At 71.0% G+C, this 26,700-nt stretch carries 35 protein-coding genes; 19 read left to right on the forward strand and 16 right to left on the reverse strand.

Annotated elements, in window-relative coordinates:
- Positions 1–48: 48 nt before the first annotated feature.
- The 13 genes from ACIA8O_RS38830 to ACIA8O_RS38890 form a co-directional block, all read right to left on the reverse strand.
- Entirely contained in the window at positions 49–564 is a 516-nt protein-coding gene (locus tag ACIA8O_RS38830) for a hypothetical protein (RefSeq protein ID WP_396298800.1), read from the reverse strand.
- A 19-nt stretch (positions 565–583) separates the two neighbouring features.
- Complete coding sequence (locus tag ACIA8O_RS38835; protein WP_396298801.1) at positions 584–913, reverse strand: hypothetical protein; 330 nt, start codon at positions 911–913, stop codon at positions 584–586.
- Between the two features lie 42 nt (positions 914–955).
- Positions 956–1,216, reverse strand: a complete 261-nt coding sequence (locus ACIA8O_RS38840) for a hypothetical protein (protein WP_396298802.1) — start codon at positions 1,214–1,216, stop codon at positions 956–958.
- Positions 1,216–1,629: a hypothetical protein gene (locus tag ACIA8O_RS38845; protein WP_396298803.1), complete on the reverse strand. Its 414-nt coding sequence runs from the start codon at positions 1,627–1,629 to the stop codon at positions 1,216–1,218. The genes ACIA8O_RS38840 and ACIA8O_RS38845 overlap by 1 nt, the downstream gene beginning before the upstream one ends.
- A 12-nt stretch (positions 1,630–1,641) precedes the next feature.
- A complete protein-coding gene (locus ACIA8O_RS38850; protein ID WP_396298804.1) occupies positions 1,642–2,127 on the reverse strand; it encodes a hypothetical protein in 486 nt (161 codons plus the stop codon).
- A gap of 2 nt (positions 2,128–2,129) precedes the next feature.
- Positions 2,130–2,789, reverse strand: coding sequence for a hypothetical protein (locus ACIA8O_RS38855; protein ID WP_396298805.1), 660 nt, complete (start codon positions 2,787–2,789; stop codon positions 2,130–2,132).
- Positions 2,782–2,913, reverse strand: a complete 132-nt coding sequence (locus ACIA8O_RS38860) for a hypothetical protein (RefSeq protein WP_396298806.1) — start codon at positions 2,911–2,913, stop codon at positions 2,782–2,784. Before ACIA8O_RS38860 ends, ACIA8O_RS38855 begins: the two co-directional genes overlap by 8 nt.
- A 95-nt stretch (positions 2,914–3,008) precedes the next feature.
- Positions 3,009–3,371, reverse strand: a complete 363-nt coding sequence (locus tag ACIA8O_RS38865) for a peptidoglycan-binding protein (RefSeq protein WP_396298807.1) — start codon at positions 3,369–3,371, stop codon at positions 3,009–3,011.
- 156 nt (positions 3,372–3,527) lie between these two features.
- Complete coding sequence (locus tag ACIA8O_RS38870; protein WP_396298808.1) at positions 3,528–3,959, reverse strand: hypothetical protein; 432 nt, start codon at positions 3,957–3,959, stop codon at positions 3,528–3,530.
- A gap of 101 nt (positions 3,960–4,060) precedes the next feature.
- On the reverse strand, positions 4,061–4,681 hold the full coding sequence (locus ACIA8O_RS38875) for a hypothetical protein (protein ID WP_396298809.1): 621 nt from the start codon (positions 4,679–4,681) through the stop codon (positions 4,061–4,063).
- A gap of 589 nt (positions 4,682–5,270) precedes the next feature.
- On the reverse strand, positions 5,271–5,414 hold the full coding sequence (locus tag ACIA8O_RS38880; protein WP_396298810.1) for a hypothetical protein: 144 nt from the start codon (positions 5,412–5,414) through the stop codon (positions 5,271–5,273).
- Positions 5,411–5,572, reverse strand: a complete 162-nt coding sequence (locus ACIA8O_RS38885) for a hypothetical protein (RefSeq protein ID WP_396298811.1) — start codon at positions 5,570–5,572, stop codon at positions 5,411–5,413. Before ACIA8O_RS38885 ends, ACIA8O_RS38880 begins: the two co-directional genes overlap by 4 nt.
- Positions 5,573–5,574: 2 nt before the next feature.
- The gene (locus ACIA8O_RS38890) at positions 5,575–5,859 is read right to left on the reverse strand and encodes a hypothetical protein (RefSeq protein WP_396298812.1); all 285 of its coding nucleotides are present in this window, start codon (positions 5,857–5,859) and stop codon (positions 5,575–5,577) included.
- Positions 5,860–6,047: 188 nt separating this feature from the next.
- Here ACIA8O_RS38890 and ACIA8O_RS38895 point away from each other — a divergent pair, with 188 nt between their 5' ends.
- From ACIA8O_RS38895 to ACIA8O_RS38920, 6 genes are all read left to right on the forward strand, one after another.
- Positions 6,048–6,389, forward strand: a complete 342-nt coding sequence (locus ACIA8O_RS38895; protein ID WP_396298813.1) for a GntR family transcriptional regulator — start codon at positions 6,048–6,050, stop codon at positions 6,387–6,389.
- Positions 6,390–6,664: 275 nt separating this feature from the next.
- Positions 6,665–10,162 (forward strand): NB-ARC domain-containing protein, encoded by a 3,498-nt coding sequence (locus ACIA8O_RS38900; protein ID WP_396298814.1) that lies wholly within the window; start codon positions 6,665–6,667, stop codon positions 10,160–10,162.
- 6 nt (positions 10,163–10,168) lie between these two features.
- Complete coding sequence (locus ACIA8O_RS38905; protein ID WP_396298815.1) at positions 10,169–11,326, forward strand: damage-control phosphatase ARMT1 family protein; 1,158 nt, start codon at positions 10,169–10,171, stop codon at positions 11,324–11,326.
- A 591-nt stretch (positions 11,327–11,917) separates the two neighbouring features.
- On the forward strand, positions 11,918–13,078 hold the full coding sequence (locus tag ACIA8O_RS38910; RefSeq protein ID WP_396298816.1) for a hypothetical protein: 1,161 nt from the start codon (positions 11,918–11,920) through the stop codon (positions 13,076–13,078).
- A 91-nt stretch (positions 13,079–13,169) separates the two neighbouring features.
- The gene (locus ACIA8O_RS38915) at positions 13,170–14,588 is read left to right on the forward strand and encodes a replicative DNA helicase (RefSeq protein ID WP_396298817.1); all 1,419 of its coding nucleotides are present in this window, start codon (positions 13,170–13,172) and stop codon (positions 14,586–14,588) included.
- Between the two features lie 345 nt (positions 14,589–14,933).
- Entirely contained in the window at positions 14,934–15,488 is a 555-nt protein-coding gene (locus ACIA8O_RS38920) for a hypothetical protein (protein WP_396298818.1), read from the forward strand.
- Positions 15,489–15,572: 84 nt separating this feature from the next.
- Here ACIA8O_RS38920 and ACIA8O_RS38925 read toward each other — a convergent pair whose 3' ends face one another.
- Positions 15,573–16,280 carry a hypothetical protein gene (locus ACIA8O_RS38925; RefSeq protein WP_396298819.1) on the reverse strand — a complete coding sequence of 236 codons (708 nt, stop codon included), beginning with the start codon at positions 16,278–16,280 and terminating at the stop codon, positions 15,573–15,575.
- An 83-nt stretch (positions 16,281–16,363) separates the two neighbouring features.
- Between ACIA8O_RS38925 and ACIA8O_RS38930 the strand changes: the two genes are divergently transcribed.
- Positions 16,364–17,095, forward strand: a complete 732-nt coding sequence (locus ACIA8O_RS38930) for a DnaB-like helicase C-terminal domain-containing protein (protein ID WP_396298820.1) — start codon at positions 16,364–16,366, stop codon at positions 17,093–17,095.
- Positions 17,096–17,363: 268 nt separating this feature from the next.
- Here ACIA8O_RS38930 and ACIA8O_RS38935 read toward each other — a convergent pair whose 3' ends face one another.
- The gene (locus tag ACIA8O_RS38935) at positions 17,364–18,278 is read right to left on the reverse strand and encodes an IS982 family transposase (protein WP_396298821.1); all 915 of its coding nucleotides are present in this window, start codon (positions 18,276–18,278) and stop codon (positions 17,364–17,366) included.
- A gap of 242 nt (positions 18,279–18,520) precedes the next feature.
- Between ACIA8O_RS38935 and tpg the strand changes: the two genes are divergently transcribed.
- The 7 genes from tpg to ACIA8O_RS38970 all read left to right on the forward strand — a co-directional run bounded on the left by tpg (position 18,521) and on the right by ACIA8O_RS38970 (position 23,378).
- Positions 18,521–19,066: a telomere-protecting terminal protein Tpg gene (tpg, locus tag ACIA8O_RS38940; RefSeq protein WP_396298822.1), complete on the forward strand. Its 546-nt coding sequence runs from the start codon at positions 18,521–18,523 to the stop codon at positions 19,064–19,066.
- A 119-nt stretch (positions 19,067–19,185) separates the two neighbouring features.
- Complete coding sequence (locus tag ACIA8O_RS38945) at positions 19,186–20,073, forward strand: hypothetical protein (RefSeq protein WP_396298823.1); 888 nt, start codon at positions 19,186–19,188, stop codon at positions 20,071–20,073.
- 176 nt (positions 20,074–20,249) lie between these two features.
- Positions 20,250–20,546 (forward strand): hypothetical protein, encoded by a 297-nt coding sequence (locus ACIA8O_RS38950; protein WP_396298824.1) that lies wholly within the window; start codon positions 20,250–20,252, stop codon positions 20,544–20,546.
- 104 nt (positions 20,547–20,650) lie between these two features.
- Positions 20,651–20,968, forward strand: coding sequence for a hypothetical protein (locus ACIA8O_RS38955; RefSeq protein ID WP_396298825.1), 318 nt, complete (start codon positions 20,651–20,653; stop codon positions 20,966–20,968).
- Between the two features lie 83 nt (positions 20,969–21,051).
- Positions 21,052–21,465 (forward strand): hypothetical protein, encoded by a 414-nt coding sequence (locus ACIA8O_RS38960; protein WP_396298826.1) that lies wholly within the window; start codon positions 21,052–21,054, stop codon positions 21,463–21,465.
- 915 nt (positions 21,466–22,380) lie between these two features.
- A complete protein-coding gene (locus ACIA8O_RS38965) occupies positions 22,381–22,950 on the forward strand; it encodes a MarR family transcriptional regulator (protein ID WP_396298827.1) in 570 nt (189 codons plus the stop codon).
- Positions 22,947–23,378 carry a MarR family transcriptional regulator gene (locus tag ACIA8O_RS38970; RefSeq protein WP_396298828.1) on the forward strand — a complete coding sequence of 144 codons (432 nt, stop codon included), beginning with the start codon at positions 22,947–22,949 and terminating at the stop codon, positions 23,376–23,378. Before ACIA8O_RS38965 ends, ACIA8O_RS38970 begins: the two co-directional genes overlap by 4 nt.
- Before the next feature lie 86 nt (positions 23,379–23,464).
- Here the strand turns inward: ACIA8O_RS38970 and ACIA8O_RS38975 are convergent, their stop codons facing one another.
- Complete coding sequence (locus tag ACIA8O_RS38975; RefSeq protein ID WP_396298829.1) at positions 23,465–23,914, reverse strand: hypothetical protein; 450 nt, start codon at positions 23,912–23,914, stop codon at positions 23,465–23,467.
- A gap of 136 nt (positions 23,915–24,050) precedes the next feature.
- On the opposite strand from ACIA8O_RS38975, the gene ACIA8O_RS38980 reads away from it, so the two are divergent.
- From ACIA8O_RS38980 to ACIA8O_RS39000, 5 genes are all read left to right on the forward strand, one after another.
- Positions 24,051–24,290: a hypothetical protein gene (locus ACIA8O_RS38980; RefSeq protein WP_396298830.1), complete on the forward strand. Its 240-nt coding sequence runs from the start codon at positions 24,051–24,053 to the stop codon at positions 24,288–24,290.
- A 440-nt stretch (positions 24,291–24,730) separates the two neighbouring features.
- The gene (locus tag ACIA8O_RS38985; RefSeq protein WP_396298831.1) at positions 24,731–25,561 is read left to right on the forward strand and encodes a hypothetical protein; all 831 of its coding nucleotides are present in this window, start codon (positions 24,731–24,733) and stop codon (positions 25,559–25,561) included.
- Between the two features lie 143 nt (positions 25,562–25,704).
- Positions 25,705–26,007: a hypothetical protein gene (locus ACIA8O_RS38990; protein ID WP_111381698.1), complete on the forward strand. Its 303-nt coding sequence runs from the start codon at positions 25,705–25,707 to the stop codon at positions 26,005–26,007.
- 6 nt (positions 26,008–26,013) lie between these two features.
- Positions 26,014–26,334, forward strand: a complete 321-nt coding sequence (locus ACIA8O_RS38995) for a hypothetical protein (RefSeq protein ID WP_396298832.1) — start codon at positions 26,014–26,016, stop codon at positions 26,332–26,334.
- A gap of 158 nt (positions 26,335–26,492) precedes the next feature.
- Positions 26,493–26,621 (forward strand): hypothetical protein, encoded by a 129-nt coding sequence (locus tag ACIA8O_RS39000; RefSeq protein WP_396298833.1) that lies wholly within the window; start codon positions 26,493–26,495, stop codon positions 26,619–26,621.
- The last annotated feature ends 79 nt before the right edge of the window (positions 26,622–26,700 follow it).

Genomic DNA, 26,700 nt, shown 5'->3' on the forward strand with positions numbered 1-26,700 from the left:
GGCCGGGCCGGGTGCGGGCGACCGGTGTGCGTCCGGGGCACGAGGGGGTCAGCCGACGACGCCGAGCAGGGCTGCGCCGGCCGAGTTGACGGCGGGGATGACGGTGACGGCGACGGCGCCGCCGAGGACGGCGGACAGGCCGAGCAGGACGCCGGCGACGATGCCGCGCTTGGCGAGCTTCTTCTCGTCGCTCTTGATCGCCTTCCACAGGCCGAACAGCGCGACCGTGATCAAGAACAGGACGATGTTGCCCTCGGCCGACAGCTGGACCGGAGTCGCCCGCAGGGCCCGGGTGGTGTTGCCGCCGGAGATCCCCCACAGGGCGAGGGACCCGGCGCCGTTGCCGAACCAGGTGATGACGCCCGCGCCGAAGCCGATCAGCCCGCCCGTGCACATGCTGGCCAGGCCGCCGTAGGCGATGCCGCCGACGAACGGGATCAGGGTCTTGAAGTCCTTCTTCTTGCTCTTGTAGTTGGCCTTGGCCCACCCGGCGGCGAAGTGGACCGGGATGCCCATGCCGAAGGCCAGGCCGCCGGCGGTCAGGGTGGTGGCGGAGATGTTCATCGGTGTGTCCTCCGAGAGGTCAGGTGGTGGTGAGCAGCCGCAGGAGTGCGGGCACGAGGTGGATGCCGGTCAGGAAGGTGACGGCGGGCGGGGCGAGGAGGGTGAGCAGGTCGGCAGCGGCGGTGCGGGTGCGGGCGGAGCCGCGCCGGGCCAGGCGCCACAGCCGGACGGCGGCGAGCACGTAGACGGCTCCGGCCGCCGCGCGGGCGGGCCACCAGGGCAGGGCGAGGGCGAGGCCGGCCGCGTCGGCGAGGACGGCGACGGGGCGGCGGCCGGCCTGGCCGAAGCGGCGGCGGGCGGGCAGGTAGGGGACGCCGACGGCGGCGGCCACCAGGTCACGGATGATCACGAGGAGCTCCGGGTGCGGGTGGGCGGCCGGGTCGGCCGAGGGTCAGGACAGGACGGACAGCAGGCCGGTGACAGTGGCGACGACCAGGTCCAGGAGCGCGCCGACGCAGTAGGCGGCGGCGATGACCGCGGCCCCGGCGAGCACGGGGGCGCTCATGCGGAGAAGGACCGTCGGCGGGATCGGGTGGTGGGCGCGGTCGGCGACGGCCGCGAGGGCGGCGAGCATCCCGAGGTAGAGCAGGCTCGCCAGCAGGACCAGGTGCCCGAAGGGCAGCGCGGCGGCGGCGCGGAGCAGCTCGTTCATCAGCGCATCCCGGCGGAGGCCAGCACCTGGTCGAGCAGGCCGCCGAGGACGGAGCCGACCGAGGCCAGCAGGACCATCAGCACCGCGAGGGACAGCGGGTTGGTGATCCGGTCGTAGCTGGCAGTCCGCGGGGCGAGGCCCTTCGACCAGACGAGGCAGGTGACCCCGGCCAGGTAGAGCAGGCCGACGACCAGGAACGGCCAGGGCAGCGGGAGCTCTCCGTTCAGGTGCGGGTACACCAGGGCGGCGCAGAGGGCGATCACGCCGGGGGTCCAGGTCGCGCGGCGCAGGCGGGCGGCGCGGTCGTCGACGCCGGCGGCGGTGGCCGCCCGGGCGAAGGCGGCGAGGTAGGGGACGGCGAGGGCGGCGAGCACCTGCCACAGCGGGACGGGCAGGGAGGAGAGGAGGATCACGGGGTGCTCCGGTCAGTGGAGGGCGGCGATGATCTGGTCCCCGTGCCAGTTGAGCCAGGGGATGAGGGTGGCGTTGGCCAGGCCGGTGACTCCGGCGGCCAGGCCCAGGGAGCAGCCCGCGAGGCCGCCCCAGATGATCTGGACCCGCAGCGGCGGGTTGCAGCACTTGAAGCCGAGCACGACGATCACGGTCAGGAAGAGCGTGGCGACAGAGCCGCCGACGGTCAGCCCGGAGGCTGCGGCGGTGCGCAGGGCCTGCTCGGTGCCCGGGCCGACGGCCTTCTCGCCGATCTTGTTGGTGACGGTGGCGACCCGGTCGGCGGTGAAGCCGAGCAGGCCGCCGGAGCACATCGCGGAGACGGTGCCGAGCATCAGGCCGCCGCTGAGCGCGGCCAGCGTCGGGGCGGGGAAGCCGCTGCGCCACCAGCGGATCAGGGCGGTGATCAGGATGCCCCCGGCGAGGCCGAGGCCGCCGATGGTCAGTGCGGTGGGTCCCATGGTCAGACCCCCGTCAGGGTCCAGCCGAGCAGGTGCAGCCCGGCCTCGGTGGCGACCGTGCAGCTCAGCAGGTTGAAGGAGAGGGCCCGTACGACCCAGACCCGGCCGCGGTAGCGGAGCTCGGCGATCCCGGCGGCGATCAGGCCTGCCAGGAGCACGCCGTACTCGTCGCCGAAGATGTGCAGCACCTGGTCGGTGCCCGGGACGCAGAGGGCTCCGACCACGAGCGCGGACAGGTTCCACAGCGGGTGCAGGCGCTTAAGGCTGAACTGCGGCGGGGCCGCAGTCGCGGGCGGCCCGGCGGGGGCGACCGGCGCCGGGTAGTAGTAGTTGTGGTTGTGGACGGTCGGCGGGGCCGACGCGTACACCGGGGCCGGTGCGGTCGCCACACCACCACCGCCACCACCTCGGCCGCCGCGCCACCACTCGTGCGGCTCGGGCAGGCCCGCACCGCCGGAGGTCGGCGGGGTGGGCGGCGGGGGCGGGGGAGCCGCCGGGGGCTGCGGCGGGGGCGGAGGCGTCTCGGAACGCGGCGGCGGCATGAAGTCGGGCAGCGCGTTGCTCGGCGGGACCGGCGGCTTCGGCGGGATGTCCGCGCCGTCGGTGCGCTCACCGGAGAGCTGGATGTCCGAAGGCGACGGCTCGATCGGCTGGTCAGACATCGCAGCGCTCCTGCCGCTCCACGTACGGGATGAAGATCGTCTTGTTGAGGGCCATGGCGAGCAGCACCAGCCCGGAGGTGATGGCACTGCCCGCGCAGAACAGCAGGTAGATCAGCTCGAACATCGGGTTCTCCTCGGTCGGGCCGCGCCCGGGCCACTGGGTGGCCCGGGCGGGCGGCGGTTCGGGTGGTGCGAGGTGGTGCCGGCGGCCGGGGTGGGTCAGCTGGCCGGGCGCAGGCAAACGGTGTCGACCGGCCGGCCGGCCGCGACGGCGTCGGCGAGGGCCTTGCGGGTGAGCGGTCCGGCGATGCCGTCGGCCTCCAGGCCGGTGCAGGTCTGGAACCAGGTGACCGAGTCGCGGGTGAGGCGGCCGAACGCGCCGTCCGTCTCCAGCGCGGTGGTCTGGGTGAGCACGCGGTTGAGCTGGCTCTGGAGGGCGGCGACGTCCGCGGAGTGCGAGCCGACGGCGAGCAGCACCGTGGTGCGCGGGGCGGCGGCGGCCGGGGTGGTAGCGGTGAGGCCGATCGCGGCGGCCAGGGCAACGGAGGCGACGGCGGCGCGGACGGCGGTGGGGTTCTTCACGGTGGTTCTCCCTCGCGGTGGTGGAGGGGACCAGGGGTTGGTCCCGGGGCTCCCCTGACCTGCCGTCACCGGCCGCTGGCGCGGTACAGGGTGACGGTGGGTCAGGGCAGTCCCGGGACCGGGCCGCAGTCGGGCGGCCCGGTCCGGCGGGGGTGTTCAGGACCGGCTCGGTGCCGCGTCCGGCTCGGCGGCGGGCCGCGGACCCAGGCGGTGCTCGGCGACAGCCAGCAGGCCCGCAACCAGCAGGAGTGCGAGGCCGCAGAGCAGGCCCTGCCCGGAGAAGAACCAGTTGTTGGTGTTGATCGCCAACCAGGACCAGGCGGCCACCGGGACGCCCGTCAGCGCGGCGATCCACAGGTGCTGGTACCAGCGGCTGCGCCGCATCGGCAGCGCGCCGCCGATCATCTCCGCCAGCACGCGGCCGAGGAACACCAGCACGGGGAAGGTGATGGTCATCCGGATCAGGGCCGGGTCGGTGTGGCCGTCGGCCTGGTCCAGGAGGACGGCGCCGATGACGGCGCCGGCCAGGAGTGTCACGCCGAAGGCGGCGGCGGCGAGCTGGGTGGTGCGGTACAGGATCAGGCGCATGGGGTCCTCGCTGGGTGTGGCGGGTGCCGCCGGGCCGGGTGGCCGGCGGGTCGAGCTGGGCCCGGTGGGCGACGGGGTGGAGCTGGTGGTGCGGCGTGCGGCTAGTGGCCGGCGGTGCGGTGCGGGCCGCCCTTGCGGCGCGGGCCGGAGACGGCGCGGCGGGTGTCGGCCCAGCGCGGGCCGGAGCCCCAGGGCGACCAGGTGTCGACCGCGTCACGCTCGGCGCGGCTCCAGGCGTCGAAGGGGTCGTCGCCGAACGCGGCCAGCTGGACCTCGGTGTACTCGGCCCGGGCGAGCCCGCGGGCACGCTCCCGGCGGTCGGCGGAGGCGATGACCCGGGCCTGGCCCTGGTCGGCGGCGGTCTGCACCCGGTCGCGGGCGGCCTCGTTGGTGATCTCGGCCTCCATCTCGGCGAAGTCGTCGCCGGGCTCGGTCGGCAGGACCGTCTCGACCGTGCGGTCGGTGCGCAGAATCGCGGTCGCGCCCTGCGCCACCAGGCGCCGGCGGGTCTCGGTGCCGTCGCCCTGGCCGGGCAGCCACATCGTGGGGTCGGTGCCGGTGAGGGCGGCGACCTCGGTGGCGAAGCGCAGCTTGTCCGCGGCCTCGAGCTCGTCGCTGATCGTCGGCTCCGGGATCTCGGTGTCGATCCAGGTGTCGGCCGCGGGGGCGGTGCAGTGGGCGATGCGGTCGGCCTGGCGGCGGCCGGTCAGGGTGCGGGTCATGGGGTGCCTCCTAGGCGGGGCTGGGGCGGGACGTGGTTGGTGGTGGGGCCCTGGCGGGCCCGCCGCACCCTTCCCGGCGCCGCTCTGGCAGGTTCATGCCAGAGCGGTTCCGGTGACGGACGGCGGGATGCTGCCGAACTACGAGAGAGAGGAGAGGGGAGAGGGCGGGCTACTTGCTGGAGCCGCCGGCCTTCGCCGCGTCGCGGCGGGCCTGGTCCTCGCGGGCCCGGCGGAGCGCCTCGTCGGCCTGGGAGTTGGCGAGCTGGATGGTGATGGTCATGGTCAGCTCCTCCAGAACGTGGCGTTGACGTGCGCGGGGTCGGGGCGGGGGCTGAGCTTCCGGCGGCCGTTGCGGTCGTACTCGGCCGGGGCCGGGTGGACCTCCCGCTCCGCGGGGAGCGGGGTGGTGGAGCTGAACCACGGGCCGGAGGAGTTGCTGCCGGTGGTGCGGGTCGCCGTGCTGCCGGACGAGCCGGAGCTGCTGGAGCCGAAGCCCAGTCAGGAGCGGACGCCCATCAGCGGCCACCGCCCTTGGAGCTGGTGGGCGGCACGGGGGGCGGGGTGGGGACCGGGGTCCCGCCGGCGAGGCTCATCGGGCACCCCCGGCCTGCTGCGCCTGCTGCTGGCGGAGCTGCTCGGCCTGCTGGCGGGCGGCTTCGGCGGCGGCCATCTGCTGCTGCCACTGCTCGACCTGCCGCTGGAGCTGGGCGTCGCCCAGGTGCTGGCTGCTCACCGGCCCTCCTCCGCCCGCTTGGCCTGGACGGCGGGGTGCGCGTCATCCGCGGCCTGGAAGGTCTCGGTGATCTGCTCGGTGGTGCCGGTGTTGTAGACGTCCTGGAGCTGCTGCGCCCGCTGGGCGATCTCGCGGGCCTGCTGGTCGGTCTGCGCCATGATCAGCACCCCGCCATCTGCGGGCGGAGGCCCGCGACGAACTGGGCGATGGCGTTCTGGACGAACCAGCTCAGGTGCGCCCAGCTGGTGCGGTTGGTCTTCGCGTGCTGCTTGGCCTGGGTCCAGACCTTGGTTACGACCTCCATCACCGCGTCCTCGCCGGAGGCCGGGGAGGCCACCGCCAGGTCGCGGATGACCAGGGAGAGCACCGCGCCCTCGTACTGGTCCTGCAGGCTCTCGGCACGAGCGGTTTCACTCAGGGTGCCGCGTTCCGCCATGATGGCCATACGGATCTTCCTTCCACGGGATGGTTCCGAGTGGAGACCCCGGCTGAAGCTGTCCAGGCGAGCCGGGGTCTTCTGCTGTGCGCCTTCAAACTGTGTCGGCTCACATAAGTTAGCTGACACAGATTTATTGTGTCAACCAAGCTGATGAAGCTAGAGTCCTTGGTGTGCCAGCCCTACGATGTGTCCCCATGACCGACACCGACGAGTTCGCTCAGCCCTACCAGCGCATCGCCCAAGACATCCGGGAGCAGGTGCGCAGTGGGCAACTGACGCCTGGAGCGAAGCTCCCCACCACCCGGGCACTGGCTGAGCAATACGACGTCGCTCCCGGAACCGTTCAGCGGGCTCTGGCCGAACTCCGCACATGGCAGGTGATCTACTCGCACCAGGGCCGCGGCTCGTTCGTCAGGGGGAACCCTGAACAGGAGAGCCAAACCTCCCTCGACGTCGCGGAGGAGCTCAGACTGTTGCGGGAGCAGGTCGCAGCGCTGAGCGAACGGCTCAGCTCGCTGGAGAACAAAGCTTCCTGACATCACCACCAACCGCCTTCCGGATTGACGAGGGCGTCGATGATGAGCCCCGATGCCCAGAAGCCTTCCGCAGCTCTCTGGCGTTGTGGCTGGTGCGGCGCTGCGGCCGTGCTGCGGAGTCGAGCACACCCCGATGAAGATCCACCCGAGGCCCGTCTCAACCCTGCTGTTCAGGTGTGGCGGTGGTGCTGCGGGCCTGCTGCGGAGTGCCTCCGCAGTCACGGTATTGAGCACAACCCGTTGTTAGCGTCAGAGAGTCGGTCGAGGGGGCCTCGGTGGGCACAGTGCAGCGCTGGACTGGAAAGGAGTCGCGCGCGCTACGGGAAGCCAAGCGCCTGTCGGTGCGCAACTTCGCGAATCACCTAGGCATCGGAAGCCGGACAGTGTCTGACTGGGAGTCGCCTTCCAACCCGAAGACGATCAGCAAGGTTCTCCAGGAGGCGCTGGACTCAACCCTGGAGCGGTGCAGCCCGGCTGAGCAGGAGCGGTTCTGGGGAGCGATCGGCGGGATGCCGGGCGCTCCCGTGACACCGGGCGGCTTCCTCCCTATTCCGAATGCGGAGCCAACTCTGGTGCACAGGAACGACTTTGACGGCCTCCTCTCCGTTCTGGAGGAAGCACGCAGCACTGACGGGATCGCGACCGTCGCCGTCGTAGGTCCAGGAGGGTTCGGCAAGACGACCCTCGCGACGCAGCTGGTCAACGCCCCGCGGATCCAGGAGCTCTACCCGGAGATCCTCTGGGTAGAGACCGGCGAGGACTGCTCCCCGGCGCGAGTCGTGGAGCTCGTCTCCGACGTCTGCGTCCACCTCAGCGGGTCCAGGCCTGCCCTGACGGATCCGGAGCAGGCCGGCTTCCATCTCGCCCGGCTTCTGCAGGACCGGCGCGCACTGCTGGTCATCGACAACGTGTGGTCCGCTGCCGACCTGTCTCCGTTCCTTCTGGGCGGCGAGGAGTGCGTGCGCCTGGTCACGACGCGCAACCTCAGGGTGTGTCCGTCGACTACGCAGGTCGTACGACTCGGGCCGATGACGGCAGCCGAGATCAGTGAGATGCTGACCCGCAGCGTCGCCTCGTTGGAGCGCTCGGAGGCCGAGCAACTCGCCAAGGTGCTCGGAGGGTGGCCGCTGCTGGCGCAGATCGTCGGGTCGACGGTGGGGCAGGACGTGGCGTCCGGCGCGTCCTCGGGGCACGTCGTTACCGAGACGTCAGAGACGATCCGCGACTACGGGCCGCAGGCGTTCGATGTTCTCGACGCGGATCAGCGGCGGAGTGCGATCGGCCAGGCGATCGCGTCCAGTCTTGACGGCTTGGAGGGGAGCGTCGTCCTCAACGGCGCTTCGGACCTGCGAGCGCGATACCTGTCGCTGGCTGTGTTCCCCCCGGCAACGGCGATCCCGGTTCGCGTGCTGACTCACTGGTGGAAGACCGCCTTCGGCTGGTCCCCCCACGCCACCAGGCAGTTCTGTCGTGTCCTCACGGACCGGTCGCTCGTGAGCAGCTACCGGGCGGACACGGAGACCATCAGCCTGCACGACGTGTTCCGCTCTTACCTGCGCCACCTGGTCGCGGACGAGTGGGAGCAACTGCACTCCTCCCTGCTGGACGCGTTCCGCGCGGCCGGAAGCCAGTGGGCAGACCTGGAGACAGAGCAGAACTACCTCTGGCGTCACCTGCCGTACCACCTCCGGGAGGCCGGCCTGGAGGACGAACTCGTCTCGTTGCTCGCTTCGCCCTCGTACCTGGCGCGGAAGGCCGCGTTGGTGGGGGAGCAGGCGCTGGTTGCTGACGCAGCGATCCTGGACGCGCTGCCCGTGGGGCAGCGCTCAGCTGCCTGGACTGCGGCGCGGGTGATGACGGGCTCCAGTTATCTGCTGACCGGGCTCGTGGAGCCGTCCGACGTGGCTGCAACCTGGTCGGTCGCGCTACGCCGCTCGCTTTCGCCGGTGGCGGTGGAGGCGCTCGCTGAGGCTGCCTCGATGGGGACGGCGTTCACCGCTGGGTGGCTGCGCAGCACTGCGGCGGCTGCTGGCCATGTGGGCGCAGTCGTCAGCGTGTCCACGGAGGCGAAGATCGTTGCCTCGGGTGGGGAAGACGGCGCGGTGCGGCTGTGGGACCTCGAGACCCGCCAACTTCTGCGTACGTTCCGCGGGCACGTCGGTTGGGTGTTCGCCACCGCGTTGTCGCCGGACGGCTCGGTCGTCGCCTCGGCCGGGGATGACGGACTGATCCGCATGTGGCGTACCGATTCAGGGGCTGCGGTGGGTGTGCTGGCCGGGCACTCCAGGCGGATCCGCTCGCTCGCGTTCACGGCCGACCGACAGCTGCTGGTCTCGGGGGCTGAGGACGGCGCCGTGTGCGTTTGGGACGCCGAGCGACTGCTGCTGATCCGCCGGATGCAGAGCACCGGGGCGCCGGTCTGGTCGGTCGCCGTAAGCGGTACGGACTCCCCGGTCGTCGCGGTTGGCGGGGAGGACGAGTTCGTCCGGCTCTTCGACCTGGCCACCGGACGGCTGCTGGACGAGAAGGCACAGCACAGGGACTGGGTCAGGTCGGTGGCGTTCGCCGCCGACTCGGGGCTGCTGGCGTCAGCTTCCGGAGATCGCTCGGTCGTGGTGTGGGCGACGAAGGGTGGCACTCTCACCCCGGTCCGACGCACGAACTTGCCGGGTCGGGTACGTTCCGTCGTGGCCTCCCCGGACGGTGGTCTCGTGCTCGCCGCGACCGAGGAGCCGGCAGTCCACGCGCTGACGGTAGACGGCGAGGCGGGGCGGACAGCGCTGCCGCCCGGCGTCGACTGGGTCCGCTCACTGTCCCGCAGCATCGACGGTACGGTCGTTGCCGGTTGCGAGGACGGGGCTGTGCGGTTGTGGCTGGCTGACGGAGGCGAGCTTCAGACGCTGGCAGCCGGGTCGAACACGACTTGGTCGACCGCGTTCTCGAGCACGGGCGGAATCGGGCTGATCGGGGACGGGGCGGGTCAGGTCGACCTGGTCGACGCCACCAACTCGACCCTCCTGCGTCGGCTCCCTGCCGGGCACGGTCGAGTCTGGTCCCTCGCGTCGGGTGCCGATCTGGTGGCGGCCGCCTGCGGTGACGGCACAGTTCGTGCCTGGTCCCTCACCGACGAGACGTGGGAGCTGGCCCTCAACCAGGACGCGAGCCGCACCTGGGCGGTCGCTATGGCGCGCACCGCGCCTCGGCTGGCGGCAAGCACCGGGAACGGGCACATCCGCTGCTGGGATCTCCCGAGCAGCACTCTCCTGTGGTCACAGGATGTCCATGCGGGCAGGCTGCGCTCCATCGCGTTCAACGGCGACGGCCAGGTCCTCGCCGCCTGCGGCAGCGACGGGTCGGTTCGAGTGTGGCGGGCCGCCGACGGCGAATTCGTCTCCAGGTTCACCTGCCCGACTGGCTGGGCCCGGTCCGTCGCACTCGACGACCACGGTGTCCGAGCAGTTGTCGGCGCGGGCAATGGCGACATCGCGGTCCGCGACCTGACCGATGACCGATTCACCGCCCAGCTCAGCGGGCACTCCGGACGCATCCTGATGCTCGCCTTCACGGCTGCCCCGGACCGACTCGTCTCCGCAGCCGCCGACGGCACAGTCCGGCTCTGGTCTCTGATCGAGCAACGGCAACTCGCCGAGGTCCGCGTCGACGGCAGCCTCAACTGCGCCGCCTACGACCCTGTCCACGGTCGCGTCCTCGTCGGTAGTGCCGCCGGCGTGGTCACCCTGGACCTCCATCTGAACCCGATCCGAGAGGGATAACAGCTCATGGCCGCCCAGGCTCCAGTGATCATTTCAAGCGAGTCGCCCTTCGCCAGCGACGTCTTCACCAAGAGGCACCCGGCGCTGATCGAACGACTCACAGGGGCCTGGCCCTTCGGCCCTGGGCAGCACCAGGCCCTGACCGAGCTCGCGCAGGAGAACGTCCACGGTGTGATCCAGCCGCTGCCCGCCAGCGCCGCCAATGCGGAGCGCTGGCGGGAGTGGGGAAGCAACTTCTACGGCCTGCCATGGGCCGAGGCGCCATTCCTGTGGGCGGAGTCGTACTTCTATCGGCGTCTGCTCGAAGCGGTCGGCTACTTCGCCCCCGGCCCGTGGCACAAGGTCGACCTCTTCGCGCCGTTCAAGCAGGCCGAACTCACCGGCGAGGTGGTGTCGGCTGAGATCGCCGCGCTCGACGACATCGCCAACCTGGCCGACGACGAGCGAGGGCAGGCGCTGCTCCTGTCTAGCCTGTGGGGTAACCGCGCCGACCTGGCGCTCCAGATCACAGCTGGCCGCAGCAGCGAGGCCTCCGGGTTGGTGGCCGACGACAGCACGGTCTTGTGGAAGTTGCTCCGGTCAGCTCCCGGCGGGACGGTCGCCCTAGTCGCCGACAACGCCGGCAGCGAGCTGGTCGCGGACCTAGTCCTCATCGACCACCTCATGGCCAGCAACCTCGCCGACGAGGTGGTCCTGCATGTGAAACCGCAGCCGTACTACGTCTCCGACGCCGGACTCGTTGACGTCGCTGACTGCCTGCGGGCACTCCTGCTCGGCAAGGGGGCATCCCGTGCGGTCGGCGAGCGGCTGCGCGAGGCCGCTGCCGTAGGCCGGCTGCGGCTGACCGCCAACGACTTCTGGTGCGCCCCGTTCGACTTCACCGCCATGCCGCAGTCCCTGCGGGAGGAGCTCACAACGGCCACCGTGACGATCCTGAAGGGCGACCTGAACTACCGCCGACTGGTCGGCGATCGCTGGTGGGACCCCACTCTGCCGTTCGACCAGGTCACGTCCTACTTCCCCGGCCCGGTCGCGGCACTGCGCACGCTGAAGTCGGACGTCATCGTCGGGATCACACCGGCAAAGCTGGCGGAGCTGAACGCTTCCGGGAGCGGATGGCGGACAGCCGGAACACACGCCCTAGTTCAGGTGCACCAACCCTGATCCGCGTCGCTCACCGAGCGCCAGACACACCCCGGAAGCAGTAAGAGCCCAGCCCCTCGAGGGCTAGGCTCAGCACGGTGCCCGCTCTGCGAGCACCCCGAAGGTCCAGAAACAGCAAAAGCGGCCCCCAGACGCCAATCTTGGGCCGCTCCGCTGCTACATGAGTCGTTCCCGACGGTACCAGTCGTACCCGGGCTTCGGCGAGAGACACCCGTCTCTCGCCCGCTCGGGCTACCCCCGAACTACCGGACGGTGACGGCGCCCCAAGAGAGGTAGCGCCCCGTTGCTCCGCCCCGTCGCACTGCGGCACGGCCGTGCCATCCCGGCCAACGCCCAGTCCTCCCACCTGCCCGAGCACCTCACCCTTCCCCGTGCCATCGCCGCACCGGATGAGCTCTGTCCACAGGCGAGCCCTGCCAGTACTGGGCACATGATCAGCACGTTCATCCCGCCGTGTGACTCACACCACCCCGGCATGGGTCACACGAAGGCCCGGATTCGGACTTCTACTCGCATGGCCAGGAACAACCCTCTTTCCAGTCCGGCCTCCCTGACCGGACTCACCATCAACACCTGATCGGAGGTGCCCAAGTGAAGAAGATGTCCGACACGGAGTTCACCGGCTCCTCGATCGAACGGGCCTGGGAGCCGCCAGAGGAGGTTGTCGTCCCGTACGCCCTGGCGTACTCGCCCGGCCTCCAGCCCGAAGACTACGGCGTGCTGATCCGCCTACTGCTCCGCGACCCGAACCAACCCTCTGGCATCCTCGCGCTCGCCGACGAGTTCCAAGCGTCCGGCTGGAAGATGGGCGCCACCCGCCTGCGCGGAGTGCTCGGCCGCCTCCAGAAGGCCGGCCACGTCAGCCACGAGCGGGACGGCTACGACGAGGAGACCAACCGCCCGAAGTGGAAGTTCCGGGTGTTCCGCAACCCCGCGAACAACAGCGCCTACGTCAACCGGGGCGCAGCGGAAGCGTCGCAGGTCAGTCCGATGGTGCGGAATCCAACACGTCGGAGCCCGAACCCCGGTTCCGACAGTGCGATTTCCAACATCTGTGCAGGTCAGCCCGACGGCGCGGTTTCCGACACGCCGAAATCCGACACGTCGGCGGCCGACACGTCGGAAAACAGCATCTATGCAGGTCAAGCCGACGGTGCGCTTTCCAACACGTCGACGGTTTCCCCCCCACACCCCCCGGTGGTAGGAACTACCCCCCCTAACCCCCGTGCCACAGCGGACCCGTCCGTCACGGCTGACGCCGGGACGGGGAGGGGGAGGGGGACTCGCTCCGCGAGGAACAACAACCCCGCGCCCCTGACCGAGGAGCTCCAGGCCGCCGTCCAGTTCCTGATGAACCTGCCCGCGCCGTTCGCGTGCGGGCTGCGGGACGCCAAGAAGTTCGCGCCCCGGCTGCTGGCGGCGCTGCCGCTGCTCGGCTACACCGAGCTGGACGACGTCCTGGTCTACGACCTGACCCACCGCTCGGCCAGCGGCCTGAACGACCCGTCCTCCGCGATCGGGACCCGGATCGACAAGCTTCGCGCCCGGCACGTCGTGCTGCGCGACCGCAACGCCCCGACCGTGGCCCGGCCCCGGACCGCGCCGGACGACACCGCCCAAGCACAGCACTGCGGGACTCCGGACTGCGACCCGATCTCCCGGATGCTCCAGGCCCGGGACGAGGCGGGCTTCTTGCGGCTCATGCCGTGCCCGAAGTGCCACCCGTCGGCGGCCCGTCCGACCGCCGGCTGACCCTCAGCAACGACGCGGGCGGCTGGACCCGGCATGGTCCAGCCGCCCTGCGGAACCCGCCTCATCACTCACTGACCAGGAGTTCCACCCCTTGAGCATCGCAGACACCGACTTTGACGACGTCTACGTCCCGGAGCCCGACGACGACCAACTGCCGATCCCTGTTGCCCGTCAGGCGCTGGAGCGCAAGCAGCCGAACGACCTGGCCGCCGAGCAGGCCGTGCTGGGCGCGATGATGCTGTCCGTCTCGGCGGTCAGCGAGGTCATCGCCACGTTGAACGGCCCCGGCGACTTCTACCGCCCGGCACACGAGACGATCTACCGGGCCATCCTCGACCTGCACGACCGCTCGGGCGGCGACACCCCGCCCGACCCGATCCTGGTGGCCGGGGAGCTGACCACCCGCGGTGAGCTCCAGCAGGTCGGCGGCGCCAACTACCTGCACACCTGCGTCAACGCGGTGCCGACCGCCGCCAACGCCGGGCACTACGCCGAGAAGGTCCGCGACTTCGCGGCCTGGCGCAAGCTGATCAAGACCGGCACCCGGCTCGCGGCCCAGGGCTACGCCGCCATGGGCGAGGCGCCTAAGGCCGTTCAGGACGCCATGGCCGAGCTTCAGCAGCTGGTGGCCGGCACCGCCGACGTCGCACCGCGGCTGACGGTGGCTGAGCGGTGGCAGGAGTTCATCGACGACCAGGAGCGCGGCTTGGACCCGCGCGCGCTCGACACCCCGTGGCCGGACATCAACGAAGTCGTACAGCTGCTGCCCGGCAACCTGCTGACGGTCGGCGCCGCGACCGCCGGCGGCAAGTCGCTGTTCGGCATGAACCTCGCCCAGCACGTCGCCCTGCACCGCAACAAGCCCGTTCTGGTCGCCAGCATGGAGATGAGCGGCAAGGAGCTGATGGCCCGCCTGACCTCCGCCGAGTCCGGGGTCTACCTGGAGCACCTGGTCAAGCACAAGCTGGATGACAACGACTGGGAGAAGATCGCCAAGGTCAGCGACGTGATGCGCAACGCCCACAACTTCTACCTGGACGACTCCGCCAGCCAGACCCTGTCCAAGCTGCGGGCGAAGCTGCGCTGGATGGCCTCGCGCGGCCACGCGCCCGCGATGCTGGTCTGCGACTACCTCCAGCTGATGACCCCGGAGAACACCAAGGCCACCGCCAACCGGGCGCAGGAGGTCGGGGAGATCAGCCGCGGTCTCAAGATGATCGCGGGCGAGTTCGAGATCCCGGTCGTCGCGCTCGCCCAGTTCAACCGCAACGCGGCCAACCGGGACCGTCCCAAGGTCTCCGACTTCAAGGACGCCAGCGCCATCGAGCAGGACAGCAACATCATCATCCTGCTCCACCGAGAACTCGCCGAGGACGGTACGGACACCGGACCGACCGCCGGGACGGTCGAGGCGATCATCAGCAAGAACCGGTCCGGCCCCTCCGGGAGGGTCGTCCCGCTCGCCTTCCAGGGCCACATGGCACGGCTGGCCTCCATGGCCCGTCTCTGAATTCTGCCGAGACCGCGCTGGGGGCGGCTTCGTCAACGGCGTCCGCACGACGGCTACTCCGCGACCGTCGTCGCCGAGCGGGCCGCCGACCTCGGCCTGACCGACGACCCCGGCGAGTGGCCGCCCAGCTCCGCCTCGACCCCCGGGACTGTAGAGGCGCAGGACGGGCTCCGGCGGCCCCTCAGAGCGCCCGGGGACCGGTCCCGCGTCCGCGGGGTCGCGCCGGGCCAAGATCGCCCGGCAGGAGACGATCTAGTGGTTCGCCGGACAGGCCGGCTTCTCCTGCCCGACCCTGCTGGAAGTGCAGCGCCACGAACGACCCGGATAATCCCGAACGGAGAGCCCGTGCACCAGGCACAGCCCCACCCCTACCCGGCCGGCACCACCTGGCTGTTCAACGCCGTCCGGAACAACTACCCGAACGCCGAAGAGCTCGTGCTGCGCTGGGAGGCGCACAACGAGCGGTCGTTCCGCGACCACGCCCCCTTGGACGTCGACGCGCTGGCGCTGTGGCACCAGTGGACGGACGACGTCGCCGACTACCTCCACTCGGAGGACCCCCTCCGCTACCGGCCGGGCGACGTCCACATCACCTGGACCATCAGCACCCCGTCCGGCAACGGCATCGCCGAGTACGCCCCGCACCACGAGCTCAGCCCCTTCCTGAAGACGCTGCCCGACCCCGAGGACTTCCTGACCCACTACACCCACCCCGTCCACGCCGAGACGGGCGAACGCCTCAACTGGCTGCGCCTGCCCGTGATCGACCGGCGCTGGAACGCCGGCGGCCGACACTCCGGCCACGGCTTCATCCAGGACGCGATCGGCTGGAAGCCCGGCCCGCTCCAACCGGTGATGAACGTCCACCAGCTCGCGGCGGCCGCCGGCCTCCAGCCGTAGGGAGGTCCCGTACGGTGCGGCTCGCCTCGATCCGGTCACCAGAGGCGTTGGGAGGGGAACCGTACGAATCCCGTGCTGGCCGCTTCAGCCTGTCGGCCGGCGCTGGCCCGCGGAACCCCGCCGCTTGAGACCCGGCTTCGCCCGGAGCAGAAGGGTCGGTACCCCGGCCGCCTGGTCGGCGCGGCGGCGCGCGGCGGCCACGCAGAAGAGGCAGGCCCCGCCGGCCGTCGGGTCGGTGGGGGCGCCGGGATGGGTGTTGCACCCGGAGGTGTTCCTTGGCCGGGAGAGCTCCCGGGCGACGCAGAACGCCTCGTGCAGGGTGTCGGCCATCTCCTCGAACTCGCTGAAGTCCGAGCGCAGGGTCAGCGAGAACGACAGGCTGTTGGCGCTGCTCAGGAAGTGGCGCAGCAGCGCCAGGTCGTAGGGACCGTTGGGGATCGGGTAGCCGAGCGGGTTGGTGCGGGCGGGCGGCGGTACGTCGGAGGGGCGCATGCCGCGGCGGCGGGCCTCGTTGCACAGCAGGCAGCGGGCCCAGCCCTGGGGCGCCTCCGGGTCGACGGCCCCGTCCGGATGGATGTCGCAGCCCGTGTGGCTCTTGGGCGGGGCGAGGTTGGCCGCGGTCCGGAAGGCGGCGTAGAGCTCGTCGGCGACGTCTTCGTACTCGGCGGGGTGCGCGTCGTTCCACAAGTTGGTGACGGCGTCGCCGACGGAGGCGAGCTTGGTGCGCAGTTCGGCCAGGAGGAAGGGGCGGCCGGTGGGAACCGAGTAGGCCTGGGATCGTCGCTCGTTCACCCGTACAGCTTCGCAGAGGAACGCGCGATCCGAGGGCCACCGGTCGGCTACGGTGTGCAGCGACGAGAGAGCGGAGGCCTCGGATGGTGGAGTGGGCGGCGGACCCGGCCGGTGGGCGGGATGGCGACCTTCAGCCCTGGGAGCTCGCGAACGAGCGGCCGCGGGTTGCCACCCCCTGGCCGGACTTCGACAACCTCGTGACCCTGTATCGGGGGAAGCTGTTGGGCCTTGGCGCGTTCAAGGGACGCCGCGAGGCCGCCGCCGGGCTCGAACTGGCCGTCCACGCTGCGGCGAACGGTCACTCCGCCGTGCTCTTCGCCCCGGAACTCCCCCGGCGCAACCCTGTGCCGCGCCTTCTCGTGGACCGCTCGCCGGAGCTGACGCCGTCTCGGCTCCGAGGCGTGCTGGACGGGATGGCGGGCAGGGGCGAGCCCGCCGAGCTCGTCGTCATCGACCACTTCGGCCTGCTGCAGCCGGACCAGCGCCTCACCTCCTACGACGACTACGGTGACTACGAGCGGTGGGACGAGGAAGACGGGGTCGACAAAGCAGAGCAGGCCGCGGGGGAGGTCGCGCGAGAGCTCAAGCACCTGGCCATGGACCACGAGGTGCCCATCGTCGTGATGGCGTACTTCACCGGGACGTTCGACAAGAACCTGCCCCTCGACCTCGACCGTCTCGGCAACGCCGCCGTTCTTGAGTACGACGCCGATGCCGTGCTCCTTCTTCGCCGGTTGAACGCGACCCAGGTCTTCGTTCGCGTCGCGAAGGACCGCAGTGGGCCCGCGCCGGCTGATGCCGTGGTGGGCTGGTAGCAGTCGGCCCGCACCGCATCCTCGGCGACGCCCCTTCTCCTCACCGGATCCACCGCGGCGGCCCGGAGCGTGAGCCAGCTGTCCGACAGTAGTTCGATCATGGACCGCCTGGACGACCACCGCCTGAAGAGCGGCGAGTCGGCGTACCAGGTGAGGGCAAACGCGCGGCTGCGGGCAGGGCTCTGCATAGGGCAGCGGAGAACTTTCTTGGCTGCCTTGTCGTCCGATTCGGTACACCGACGCCACTAGATGACTGATGCCAAGGGGTTCAGTGGTCGTACGCGGTGAGGGAGCGCATGACGGGTTGTCCGGTCTGGTCGTTGTGCCAGATCGCGGTGGTCAGTGCGAGGATCCGTTGGAGGACGCGGACCATGACGCCGCCTGGTGTGCGGCCCTGGTGTCGTTCGAGGTCGAGCTGGCCCTTGAAGGTGTCGTTGACGGACTCGATGATCTGCCGCAGTGGCTTGAACAGTTGGGATCCGGCCCGCTCGGGTTCACCCTTGCGGGCCGGCCGTAGGAGCCGGATCTCCAGCTCGGCGAGTTCACGCTCGAACACGGCGCCGTAGTAGTTCTTGTCCCCGATCAGGGTCTGTCCGGGGTGGGTGGCCACGAGGTCGGTCTCGGCGTCCAGGATGTCCAGCAGGGTGGTGCGTTCGTCGGCCTTGGCGCCGGTCAGTGCGAATGCGACGGGCAGGCCGTGGAGGGTGCACACCAGGTGGAGCCGTAGGCCCCAGAAGTACCGGGAGTGGCTGGCGCAGTAGCCGTACTCGGCCCAGCCGGCCAGGTCGGAGCGCTTGACCGTCTCCCGGGAGCGGCCGCACTCGATCGGGGTGGAGTCGACCACCCAGACGCTGTCGGTCCACAGGCTGGTGTCGGTGGCCAGCAGCCGGTTGACGCGGGTGATCAGGTCCGCGGCTTTGCGCAGGCGCCGGTTGTAGCCCGACTGTCCTGGCAGGTACGGGAACAGGTGCCGCAGATGGGAGCGGGCGTAGCGGATCCAGCGACGCTCGGAGACTTGGCCGAGCAGTGCTTGCATCACCGCGAGCGTGACCAGCTCGGCGTCGCTGAGCTTGGGTTCGATGCCGATCTTCGGACGCCACGGCGCCAGGTGCGGCGATTCCTTCAGCAGGTCGTCGGTTCTCACGTAGAGTGCGGTGGCGAGGGAGTCCAGATCAGGCGTCACAACCGATCTTTGGACTCCCTCGCTTCATGCCATGCGCGCCAACGAGCCCTTGGCATCAATCATCTAGGTGGGTGGAGGCAGCTGGTGTACGCCCGGGAAGAGGCGACGCCGCTGGCCGAGCTCCGGGACCAGGGCGCGGTGCTCACCCGGATCGCCTGGGCCCGCTGAACCGCCGGCCGTCCCGCCCGGGGCGGCCGGCGCCGCAAGGACGACGAACCAAGACGACGACCAGAAGGAGCAAAATGGGGGAGATCGACGAGGGCCTGGAGCGGGCCGAGCGCACTCGGGCGATCCCGCAGTCCGTCCCGGCCCGGCTGCGGTTCCTGCTGAAGGGACACAAGGGCTCGACCAAGGCGCTGGCGGCCGAGCTCGGCGTCTCCCAGCGCACCGTGCAGCGCTGGCTCAAGGGCACCTCCGCCCCCAAGCCCGCTGCGGCGGCCAAGGTCGAGCAGCGGGTGAAGGCGAAGTGGCAGCCCCGGGTGCGCCAGCGGGTGCGCCGGGAGGCGGAGAAGAAGGGCTTCATGCTGCACGTCCAGGCCCGGTTCGGGTTCACCTCGGCGGCCGGCTCCACCGACGACCCCCGCCCCCGCAGCCTCACCCAGCAGCTGCCCGGCTCGGTGGCCACCCGCCTCTACCAGGCGCGTGACGCCGGAGCGTCCCAGGCCGAGCAGGAGCAGATCCTCGCCGACGCGCTCGGCGAGCACTACTTCAAGGACGGCGGCCACCGCGCCGCAGGCCTCGGAGTGGAGCTCACCGACATCGAGTGGATCGACCTCGAGGGGATCTGACCCCTCCCGGCACCCTCGGTGTCGCCAGAAATAGCCAACCAGGGCCGTCGCAATGGCGGGTCGGGACCCTATTGTGTGAGCGCCCTGAATTTCCGCAAAGGGGCAGCGAGAGGAATTCCATGGCCGGTAGTCCGAGCACGATGATCCGCAAGCACCTGTTCGGGCTGGCGAAGGTCTACGACTGCCACACCCTGGACGTGCGGCCGGAGGGCCGGGGCCGGTGGCGGGTGGAGTGGACGGAGGGCCCCTCGGTGACGGTGATCCGCACCAGCGTGGCCAGGGAGTTCCCTGACCTGGCTGCCGGGATCCGCTACGTGCGCGAGACCGGGGTCCGCCCGCACCTGGTCGGCGCCCTGCGGGCCCTGGCCACCATGTCCGAGCATGACCTGGACCGCCTCGACCACCACCGCCTGGAGAACCTCGCCGACGCCGTCCTCGACGACGTCACCGACCCGTGGGACACGGCCAGCCCCAGGGAGAAGGCGATGGTGGAGCGCCTGCTCGCCGCCACCGCCGTGCGCGACCCGTGGGGCGACGTGGTCCACGAGAGCTGGGACCACGCGCTCGCCGAGCTGGTGCGCTGCAAGGGCATCGCCTGGCTGCTGGAGCCGCAGCCCGCTCCGGCCGCCGACCAGCGGGGTCAAGGAAAGCCTGACGCCCCTGCGGCGGGGCTGGACCTGACCCCGCTGGAGCTGCTCACCGTCCGGTACGCGGCCGGCCCGGACCGGACGGCCTGGCTACGGCAGACCACCACCCTGCCCCCGGACCGGGCGCTCGCTGCGGTCCTCGCCGACCAGCACCCGGGCCGCCCCGAAGCGCTCGCCGCCCTGCGCCTGGTCGCGGGCCTGCGCGCCGAGCTCGATGCCGCCGAGGCCCGCGTCATCGACGCCGCCCGCGCCGCCGACGCCACCTGGACCGAGGTCGGTGCCGCCCTCGGCGGCATCACCAAGCAGGCCGCCGCCGAGCGCCGCGGCCGCCTCGCCAACCGGGCGTCAAGGAAACCCTGACACCCCGGTGGACGTCCAAGCCATCACCCGCACCGCCGCCGCGGCCGGCTGATCCGACCGGGGCAAAAGTGTTCCGCGCGGAACGCTTCCGCCCGCCATCCGCACCGCCACCAAGGGGTCCGGCTCCCACCCCGGGAGCCGGACCCCTTCGTCATGCCCGCACCCAGGAGGACGAGATGACCCACCAGCACGCCGTGCCCACCCTCCACGTGACCGCCAGCTGCCACCACCCCGCCACCGGCGACCTGATGATCCCCTCCACCACCCCGACCGCCCTGCTGCGCTCGATCGCCGACGCCTGGACCACCTGCCCCTGCCCCGACATCACCCTCCACCAGGCCGCCGCCCCGTTCGCCGCCACCCTCCTCGCCTACGCCGACCGGATCGACCTCGCGTTCATCGAGACCACCACCGACACCGCCACCCGCCAGCCCGTCCCCGTCCGGCGGCCCCGGCGGTGGTTCCGCCGCTGACACCGCCGCACCCCGACCCCGCACTCCCGAAGGCCCGGCCCCGCACCCGTGGGGCCGGGCCTTCGCCATGCCCGCACCCGCCCGCCCGCCCGGAGGAGACCGCGATGCCGCACCTGCACTACAGCCGCGCCGCCGCCCGCACCCTCAACTGCCTGGAGCACGGCCGCCGCGCCGACCCGGCCCGGCTGCGCCGGGTCCGCCGCGCGCTGGAGCGCCTGGCCGTCGACCCGCGCCACCCCGGCCTGTGCTCCCACCGCTACCAGGAGCTGCCCGGCCACCCGGCCGCCGTCCGGGCCTGGACCTCCTACGTTGACCAGGGCGCCGGGGCCTGGCGGCTGTGGTGGAGCTGGGGGCCGGCCGACGGCGGGCACGACCAGGACCAGACGGTGGTCACCGTGCTGGCGATCGGCCCGCACCGGTAGAACGGCGACCGTTGTCCACAGGCCGCCCGGCGGAGGCTGACCGCGGCGGCCGGGAGATGCCCGGCCGTCGGAAGGAGAGCACCGTGCCCAAGGTTCTGGAAGACCGCTGCGGCCTGCCGCACCACGACTACCTCGCCCAGGTCGTCGCCGAGCTGGAGGCGATCGGGCGCGGCCCCGACACCTGGCGCCTGGACGAAGGCCCCGCCGACGGGCCCGCCCTGCAGGCGCTGCTGAACTGGCGGATCGGCCCCGCCCACGCGCTCGCCGTGAACTGGGACACCAGCTGCGGCTGGTCCTACAGCTGGGACTTCGACACCGACGAGGACAGCTGGGTGGAGCTGGACGTCCACCCCGTCGCCGACCCCGCCGGCCTGGCCCGGACCCTGGAGTACATGTTGGACGCCACGATCCCCGGGCCGATGCCCCTGGCCGCCTGCTGGCCGGGCGCCGGGCAACTCGACGACGCCGTCCGCGCCTGGACCGCCGCGCGCCGCTGACCCTGACGCCGACCTGTGCCCCTGGCATGTTCGCGGCCGAAAAATCCCAGTTCACAGCCCTAGCGCCTGCCCGACGGGCGGGTCTAGTCTTCCCGCCACGGCGGCCCCACCACAGGATCCACCCGGGCCGCCGAGCAGAGCAGCCGTGCCATGGCGCGGTGCGGCTGGCCTCCCGTCGGCCGGGCCCGGAGCGCTCCCCCGTCGCTCCCGGCCCGGCCGCCTGCGCTTCCCGGCACTCCTGGTGGATCGGTGATCTCACCGAGCGGGCAAGGCGGTGCTGGGGCGGCCCCTGCCGCAGCAGCTGGCGCTGCCGAACGGCGGACCGACCCCACCCGAGCAGCCACCGAGTGCACCAGCAGGAAGGCCCACAGGCTGTCGGCGGCTGTCACTGATCAGGGCGACATGGTGCCCGTGTCGCCACCTACAGGCAGGTGGCGTGCGACAAAGTGGGAGGTGGACGCCTTGTTGTGGTTGCCGGGCCGGAGTTGCTGTCGGTCAGTTGGCGCGAGTTCGAGTGATCAGCACCGGGGTGGTTGATCACCGGAGTGGCTGGGCCGGGCAGGTGGGTGCCGGCAGCTGGGGCCTGGGGAGACCGGGGGCGGATCGCTGAGTGGGCACGCGCGCCTTTAACTACAGAAGGGGCCGGATGCCCTGACCTGCGGTTTTGTCCGCGCTAACGTCCGGAATTCCAGCCGCTAGGGTCAGAAAACCAGACGTTACGGCCGGTGCGTACGGGGCCTCTGATGCCCGACACGGCGTGAAGTCACTGCGTTTCTCGGGTGCTGTGCTGTAGGTTCGTGCCGCTAAGGTCGGGTTTTTCGGAGCTAAGGTCTGAAAAACCGGCCGTTAGGGACCTGATGGCGGACCAGTCGTTGGACGGGATGCCGGACCAACGACCACGGTGAGGAGCACGGGATGGCTCGCAGGGGCAACATCGCCCTGGTGAACCTGGACACGGGCGCGGTGCTGCCGCCGCCGAAGGCCCGGACGCCGCACACCATGGACGGCTCGTACACGCTGAACGCCTACACCGACGACGCCGCGCTCTACACGCTCGCCCTGTCCGGGGCGGAGTGGGCCACGATCGACTGGGTGCGGTCCCACGGCGGTGCGGGCGCGGCGGTCAAGGTCACCCCGGCCGCCGTCGCCGAGGACATCCACGCCACCGAGACCACGGCGAAGACCGCTCTGGCCCGGCTGGTGAAGCTGAACATCCTGCTGAAGACGTCGCCGCGCAGCCAGACCTACCAGCTCAACCCCCGCCGGTTCTGGGAGGGCAGCGGCGACGCCCAGGTCCAGGCGTGCCGCAGGCTCGACCCGCCGCCCATCACCCCGGATGCCAAGGCGGTCGCGGCCGCGAAGAAGGCCGCCGCCAAGCGCACGGGGAAGACCCCGAGCGCGGTGACGGAGCCAGCCGCCGGGGCGGCGACGACGCCCCGGCCGCGCCGGGCCAGCACGACCAAGACGACCGGAGGCACCCGATGAGCGCGGCCACCCACAGCCACCACGGATTCGACCCGGACAGCCTCGGGATGCCGCCCGTCTACACCCTCAACTTGTCCGCCAGCCAGCGCGACATCCTGGAGTGGCTGACCAGCCGCGGTGCCATCTTCGACCCGATCGTCGCCGACACGGAGGAGATTGCCGCCGACTGCAGCGTCTCCACCTCCACCGTGTACGAGTCCCTCGCCCGCCTCGAGGGCCTGCACCTGGTCGAGCACCCCGACCCCAACCGGTACCGGGTCAACCCCCGCTACTACTTCGCGTCCAACCCCGAGATCCGCCGCCTGGTTGCCGAAGCCCTCGATGCACCCCAGATCACGCCGGACGCCCGCGCCGAAGGCCCCCGCAAGGTCGGCAACGTCGCGGCCCGTCGCCGCCGCACCATCCAGGCCGTCCCCGACCAGGAGTAGCAGCTGGAGTGCTGCACCGGGGCCGCCAAGCCCGACCGAAGCCAGCGCCGTGAGCGGGTGCCGGGCGCTCCCGACCGGGCCGGCTGTCATGGGGATGGGCGCTGGCGGCGGCGTTCGCGGGCGGCCCGCTGCATCCGGGCTTCGGCGAGGTGGCGGCGGCCGCCGGCGAGGCCTTGGCGGACCTGCTCTTCGACGGTGGTGAACGGCTTGTAGTAGGTGTCGTCGTACGCCTCGATCACCTGGTATGTCCACATGCCGGGTATGACGTCGCGGCCCAGGATCTCGCGTTCGACAAGGTCGGCCTGCTGCTCGTGCCCGGCCTGGCGCAGCATCTCCACGGCCTGGGCGAGCATCCGGTCGGCGCCGCCGGTCATCTGGTGCACCGCGTACAGGTGGCCGCGGGCCCGCTCGGTGTACTCCAGCGCCTTCGACAGCATCCCCAACGCCTCGACCGTCGCGTTGTCCACCTTGTCGGCTTCGGCGTCGTCCGGCACCACAACCTCCCAGCGCGCTGGAACGGTCCTCTCCTTCACCATCGCCGGGACGGTGAGCGGGCGCACGCGCGGCGCCGGCTGCGCTGGGTTGGCCAGACGAAGACGGAGTCGGAGTCGGCGTTTGACGGTGCGGCCTCGGACTGCCCCACAGGCAGTTCAGTTGTTCTACGCTCCCGGCATGGATTCCGACCTCGCGCAGCAGCTCGCCGCCTATGACCGCGCCGTGTTCCTGGCGGGCGACACCTACAAGGGCATGTCGTTCGACGAGCGCGGCATCCGGACGCTCGCGGGCAAGGAGCTGGCCAAGCACGCGCCCAGCGACCGCAGTGACCCGACCTGCCCGGCCTGCGAGGGTGCTTCCTGGCCGTGCGAGTCCGTGAAGGGCGCGATCGTCCTGGCCGACCCGCTCCACAACTAGCCCTCGGCCAAGAGGGGCCCGGCTGACCCGGCCCACGTCCAGGCCGAGAGCAAGACCGGCGCCCTGTCCGGCTTCGGCATCGACGTGGTGGTGCGGGCCGGGCGCCTGGAGCGACTGCAGGGCCCCTCTCCGGGTCAATGGCGGGAGGGCTGGCGAAATCCGGGTGGGAGGGGCGGCCTGGGCCATGCAGGGGGCCTTCGCGGGCTTTTGGCGAAGCGGGCGGCAGTTTCTGCCTGGGCGGGTGGTTCTCGCTCCGGGGGACGACGGGTCCGGCGCTGCAACGTCTGAACCCCATCTACTAGTGTCATTGCCATTGACATCGTCACTGTCATCGTCACATGTCATCGTCACTCGGATCATCCAGACACCCGCTACAGCGTCTGAACTTCTGAAGTTGAATGGTTTGCTGGACGGCAGGTTGGTCCGGCAGTGTTTGGGGTGTGAAGCAGCAGATATCCCAGAAGCCGGTCGCCACCCCCGCCGAGACGCGGGAGGCTCTCCTCGAGCGGGCCAAGCGTGACTTCGCCCCCATTCGGCGGGCGTTCGTACAGAAGAAGCGCGGCGAGGCGGACCGGTCCGGCCCGTTGGCCGAGTTCGTCACCAACGGGGACCTGCGCGGCCTGCGCGCCTACCTGGTCATCATCGCGGCCACCAGCGCCGAAACCGCCGAGGGGTGGAGCACGAGCCACTCCGGAGGCGTCTGGGCCCGGGCCTTCGGCACCACGGAGAACGCGACGCCCGCCTCGGCGCGAACGGCGGTGACCAAGGTCTTCCAGCGGCTGCGGGAGCGCAACCTGATCACCTACGAGCGGGTCGCCGGCAGCTGGGACATCCAGGTCACGTTGCTGCGCGAGGACGGCAGCGGCCAGCCGTACACCCGGCCCGGCAACCAGAACCGCGACGCCTACCTGAAGATCCCGTTCGAGCTGTGGCGCACCGGCCTGTTCGACGAGCTGAGCCTCCCGGCCCTGGCCATGCTGCTGACCGCCAGCTGCGAGCCGGCCTTCTTCGAGCTTCCGACCGAGCGGATGAAGGAGTGGTACGGGTGGTCGCCCGATACCGCCGAGCGCGGCTTCCGGGAGCTGGCGAAGACGGGGGTGATCCAGGTCTACAAGACCTACATCACCGCCCCGCTCAGCCCGACCGGGACGGCCGAGGTCAACCGCTACATGCTGCTCGACCCGTTCATCGCACGCCCCGTGCGGAAGAAGGCGGCCTCCACGGGGGGCGCCGTCGAGGCCGCAGGTAGTGCCGAAGCTCTCGGGCTTTGAGAGAGGAGAATCACGAAAGTGGGAGTTACCCACTTTCCTAAATGCGGGTACCTTGGTGCTAACGCCGGAGGTGTGCCTTCCTACTCGAAGTCGGGAGGCACGAGCCGTGGAGAGTCCTCCGGCGGAACCGAGGGAGCACGCACATGACAGCCATTCACGAGCGCGAGGAGTTCGAGACCGTCGCTGAGACTGAGGTCGACAGCCGCGGACGAGTTTCCCTCGGCCGTGCCGGAGCCCGTGCGGGCCGCCGGTACCGGGTCGAGAGCAACCCGGACGGCGTGCTGCTGCTGACCCCGGTCGTCTCCATCCCGGAGCGGGAGATGCAGGTGTGGAACGACCCGCACCTCGCCGAGCGCATCCGCACCGGGATCGAGCAGGCCAAGGCCGGCAAGACCATCGACCGCGGCGACTTCTCGCACTACCTCGACGAGGACGACGAGGACTAGAACCAGGTGCACAGCCTCCGCTTCACCGAAGACGCCGACGAGACCCTCAACCGCCTGACCGTCGGCTCGAAGGCCGACCCGGCCAAGCTCAAGAAGGTCAACAACGCACTCGCCCGCCTGCAGGCCAACCCGCGCCACCCCGGCCTGCACTCCCACCAGTACGAGAACTTCCCCGGGTACGCCTCGGAGAAGGTCTGGGACTCCTACGTGGAGAACCACAACCCCAGCGCTTGGCGCATCTACTGGATGTACGGGCCGGACGAGAGGGACGCGGCGGGCGAGACCATCTCGGTCATCACCGTCCTCGTCATCGGCCCCCACCCGTAGAGCAGTGCTGAAGGGGGAGAGCAGCAACCGCTGTTCTCCCCCTTCAGTCCGTCCGGCGCCCGAGCCGGTGGTGAGTGACGTCAGGTCTTCCTGTCGGCCAGGGCGGGGAAGAGCAGTTCGGCGGTGTCGAAGGCTGCCTTCACCATCGAGATGGCCAGGTGCGGGGTGGGGGAACCTTCGTCATCCTGGTGCCCGCGCTGCTGTTCGTGTGGATGCCGCAGGCCGCCACGCGGCTGCCCGCTCTCGGTGAGCTGCTCTTCGGCTCCACCGGCCGGATCAGGAGTTGAGGCCGGCCCCGGCTCAGCGCCGTCCCACCACGCCCGACATGTCTGCTTTGCTGGGACGGTCCCAGGCCGTTTCCCCAGG

Source organism: Kitasatospora sp. NPDC051853 (genome assembly GCF_044452665.1).
Classification (GTDB): domain Bacteria; phylum Actinomycetota; class Actinomycetes; order Streptomycetales; family Streptomycetaceae; genus Kitasatospora.

Bases quoted from the DNA above. Each gene is read 5' to 3' on its own strand.
- ACIA8O_RS38830 (WP_396298800.1), bottom strand. From the start codon at position 564: ATGAACATCTCCGCCACCACCCTGACCGCCGGCGGCCTGGCCTTCGGC.
- ACIA8O_RS38840 (WP_396298802.1), bottom strand. From the start codon at position 1,216: ATGAACGAGCTGCTCCGCGCCGCCGCCGCGCTGCCCTTCGGGCACCTG.
- ACIA8O_RS38850 (WP_396298804.1), bottom strand. From the start codon at position 2,127: ATGGGACCCACCGCACTGACCATCGGCGGCCTCGGCCTCGCCGGGGGC.
- ACIA8O_RS38855 (WP_396298805.1), bottom strand. From the start codon at position 2,789: ATGTCTGACCAGCCGATCGAGCCGTCGCCTTCGGACATCCAGCTCTCC.
- ACIA8O_RS38860 (WP_396298806.1), bottom strand. From the start codon at position 2,913: ATGTTCGAGCTGATCTACCTGCTGTTCTGCGCGGGCAGTGCCATCACC.
- ACIA8O_RS38870 (WP_396298808.1), bottom strand. From the start codon at position 3,959: ATGCGCCTGATCCTGTACCGCACCACCCAGCTCGCCGCCGCCGCCTTC.
- ACIA8O_RS38875 (WP_396298809.1), bottom strand. From the start codon at position 4,681: ATGACCCGCACCCTGACCGGCCGCCGCCAGGCCGACCGCATCGCCCAC.
- ACIA8O_RS38885 (WP_396298811.1), bottom strand. From the start codon at position 5,572: ATGGCGCAGACCGACCAGCAGGCCCGCGAGATCGCCCAGCGGGCGCAG.
- ACIA8O_RS38890 (WP_396298812.1), bottom strand. From the start codon at position 5,859: ATGGCCATCATGGCGGAACGCGGCACCCTGAGTGAAACCGCTCGTGCC.
- ACIA8O_RS38895 (WP_396298813.1), top strand. From the start codon at position 6,048: ATGACCGACACCGACGAGTTCGCTCAGCCCTACCAGCGCATCGCCCAA.
- ACIA8O_RS38905 (WP_396298815.1), top strand. From the start codon at position 10,169: ATGGCCGCCCAGGCTCCAGTGATCATTTCAAGCGAGTCGCCCTTCGCC.
- ACIA8O_RS38930 (WP_396298820.1), top strand. From the start codon at position 16,364: ATGGTGGAGTGGGCGGCGGACCCGGCCGGTGGGCGGGATGGCGACCTT.
- tpg (WP_396298822.1), top strand. From the start codon at position 18,521: ATGGGGGAGATCGACGAGGGCCTGGAGCGGGCCGAGCGCACTCGGGCG.
- ACIA8O_RS38945 (WP_396298823.1), top strand. From the start codon at position 19,186: ATGGCCGGTAGTCCGAGCACGATGATCCGCAAGCACCTGTTCGGGCTG.
- ACIA8O_RS38950 (WP_396298824.1), top strand. From the start codon at position 20,250: ATGACCCACCAGCACGCCGTGCCCACCCTCCACGTGACCGCCAGCTGC.
- ACIA8O_RS38955 (WP_396298825.1), top strand. From the start codon at position 20,651: ATGCCGCACCTGCACTACAGCCGCGCCGCCGCCCGCACCCTCAACTGC.
- ACIA8O_RS38965 (WP_396298827.1), top strand. From the start codon at position 22,381: ATGGCTCGCAGGGGCAACATCGCCCTGGTGAACCTGGACACGGGCGCG.
- ACIA8O_RS38970 (WP_396298828.1), top strand. From the start codon at position 22,947: ATGAGCGCGGCCACCCACAGCCACCACGGATTCGACCCGGACAGCCTC.
- ACIA8O_RS38975 (WP_396298829.1), bottom strand. From the start codon at position 23,914: ATGGTGAAGGAGAGGACCGTTCCAGCGCGCTGGGAGGTTGTGGTGCCG.
- ACIA8O_RS38980 (WP_396298830.1), top strand. From the start codon at position 24,051: ATGGATTCCGACCTCGCGCAGCAGCTCGCCGCCTATGACCGCGCCGTG.
- ACIA8O_RS38990 (WP_111381698.1), top strand. From the start codon at position 25,705: ATGACAGCCATTCACGAGCGCGAGGAGTTCGAGACCGTCGCTGAGACT.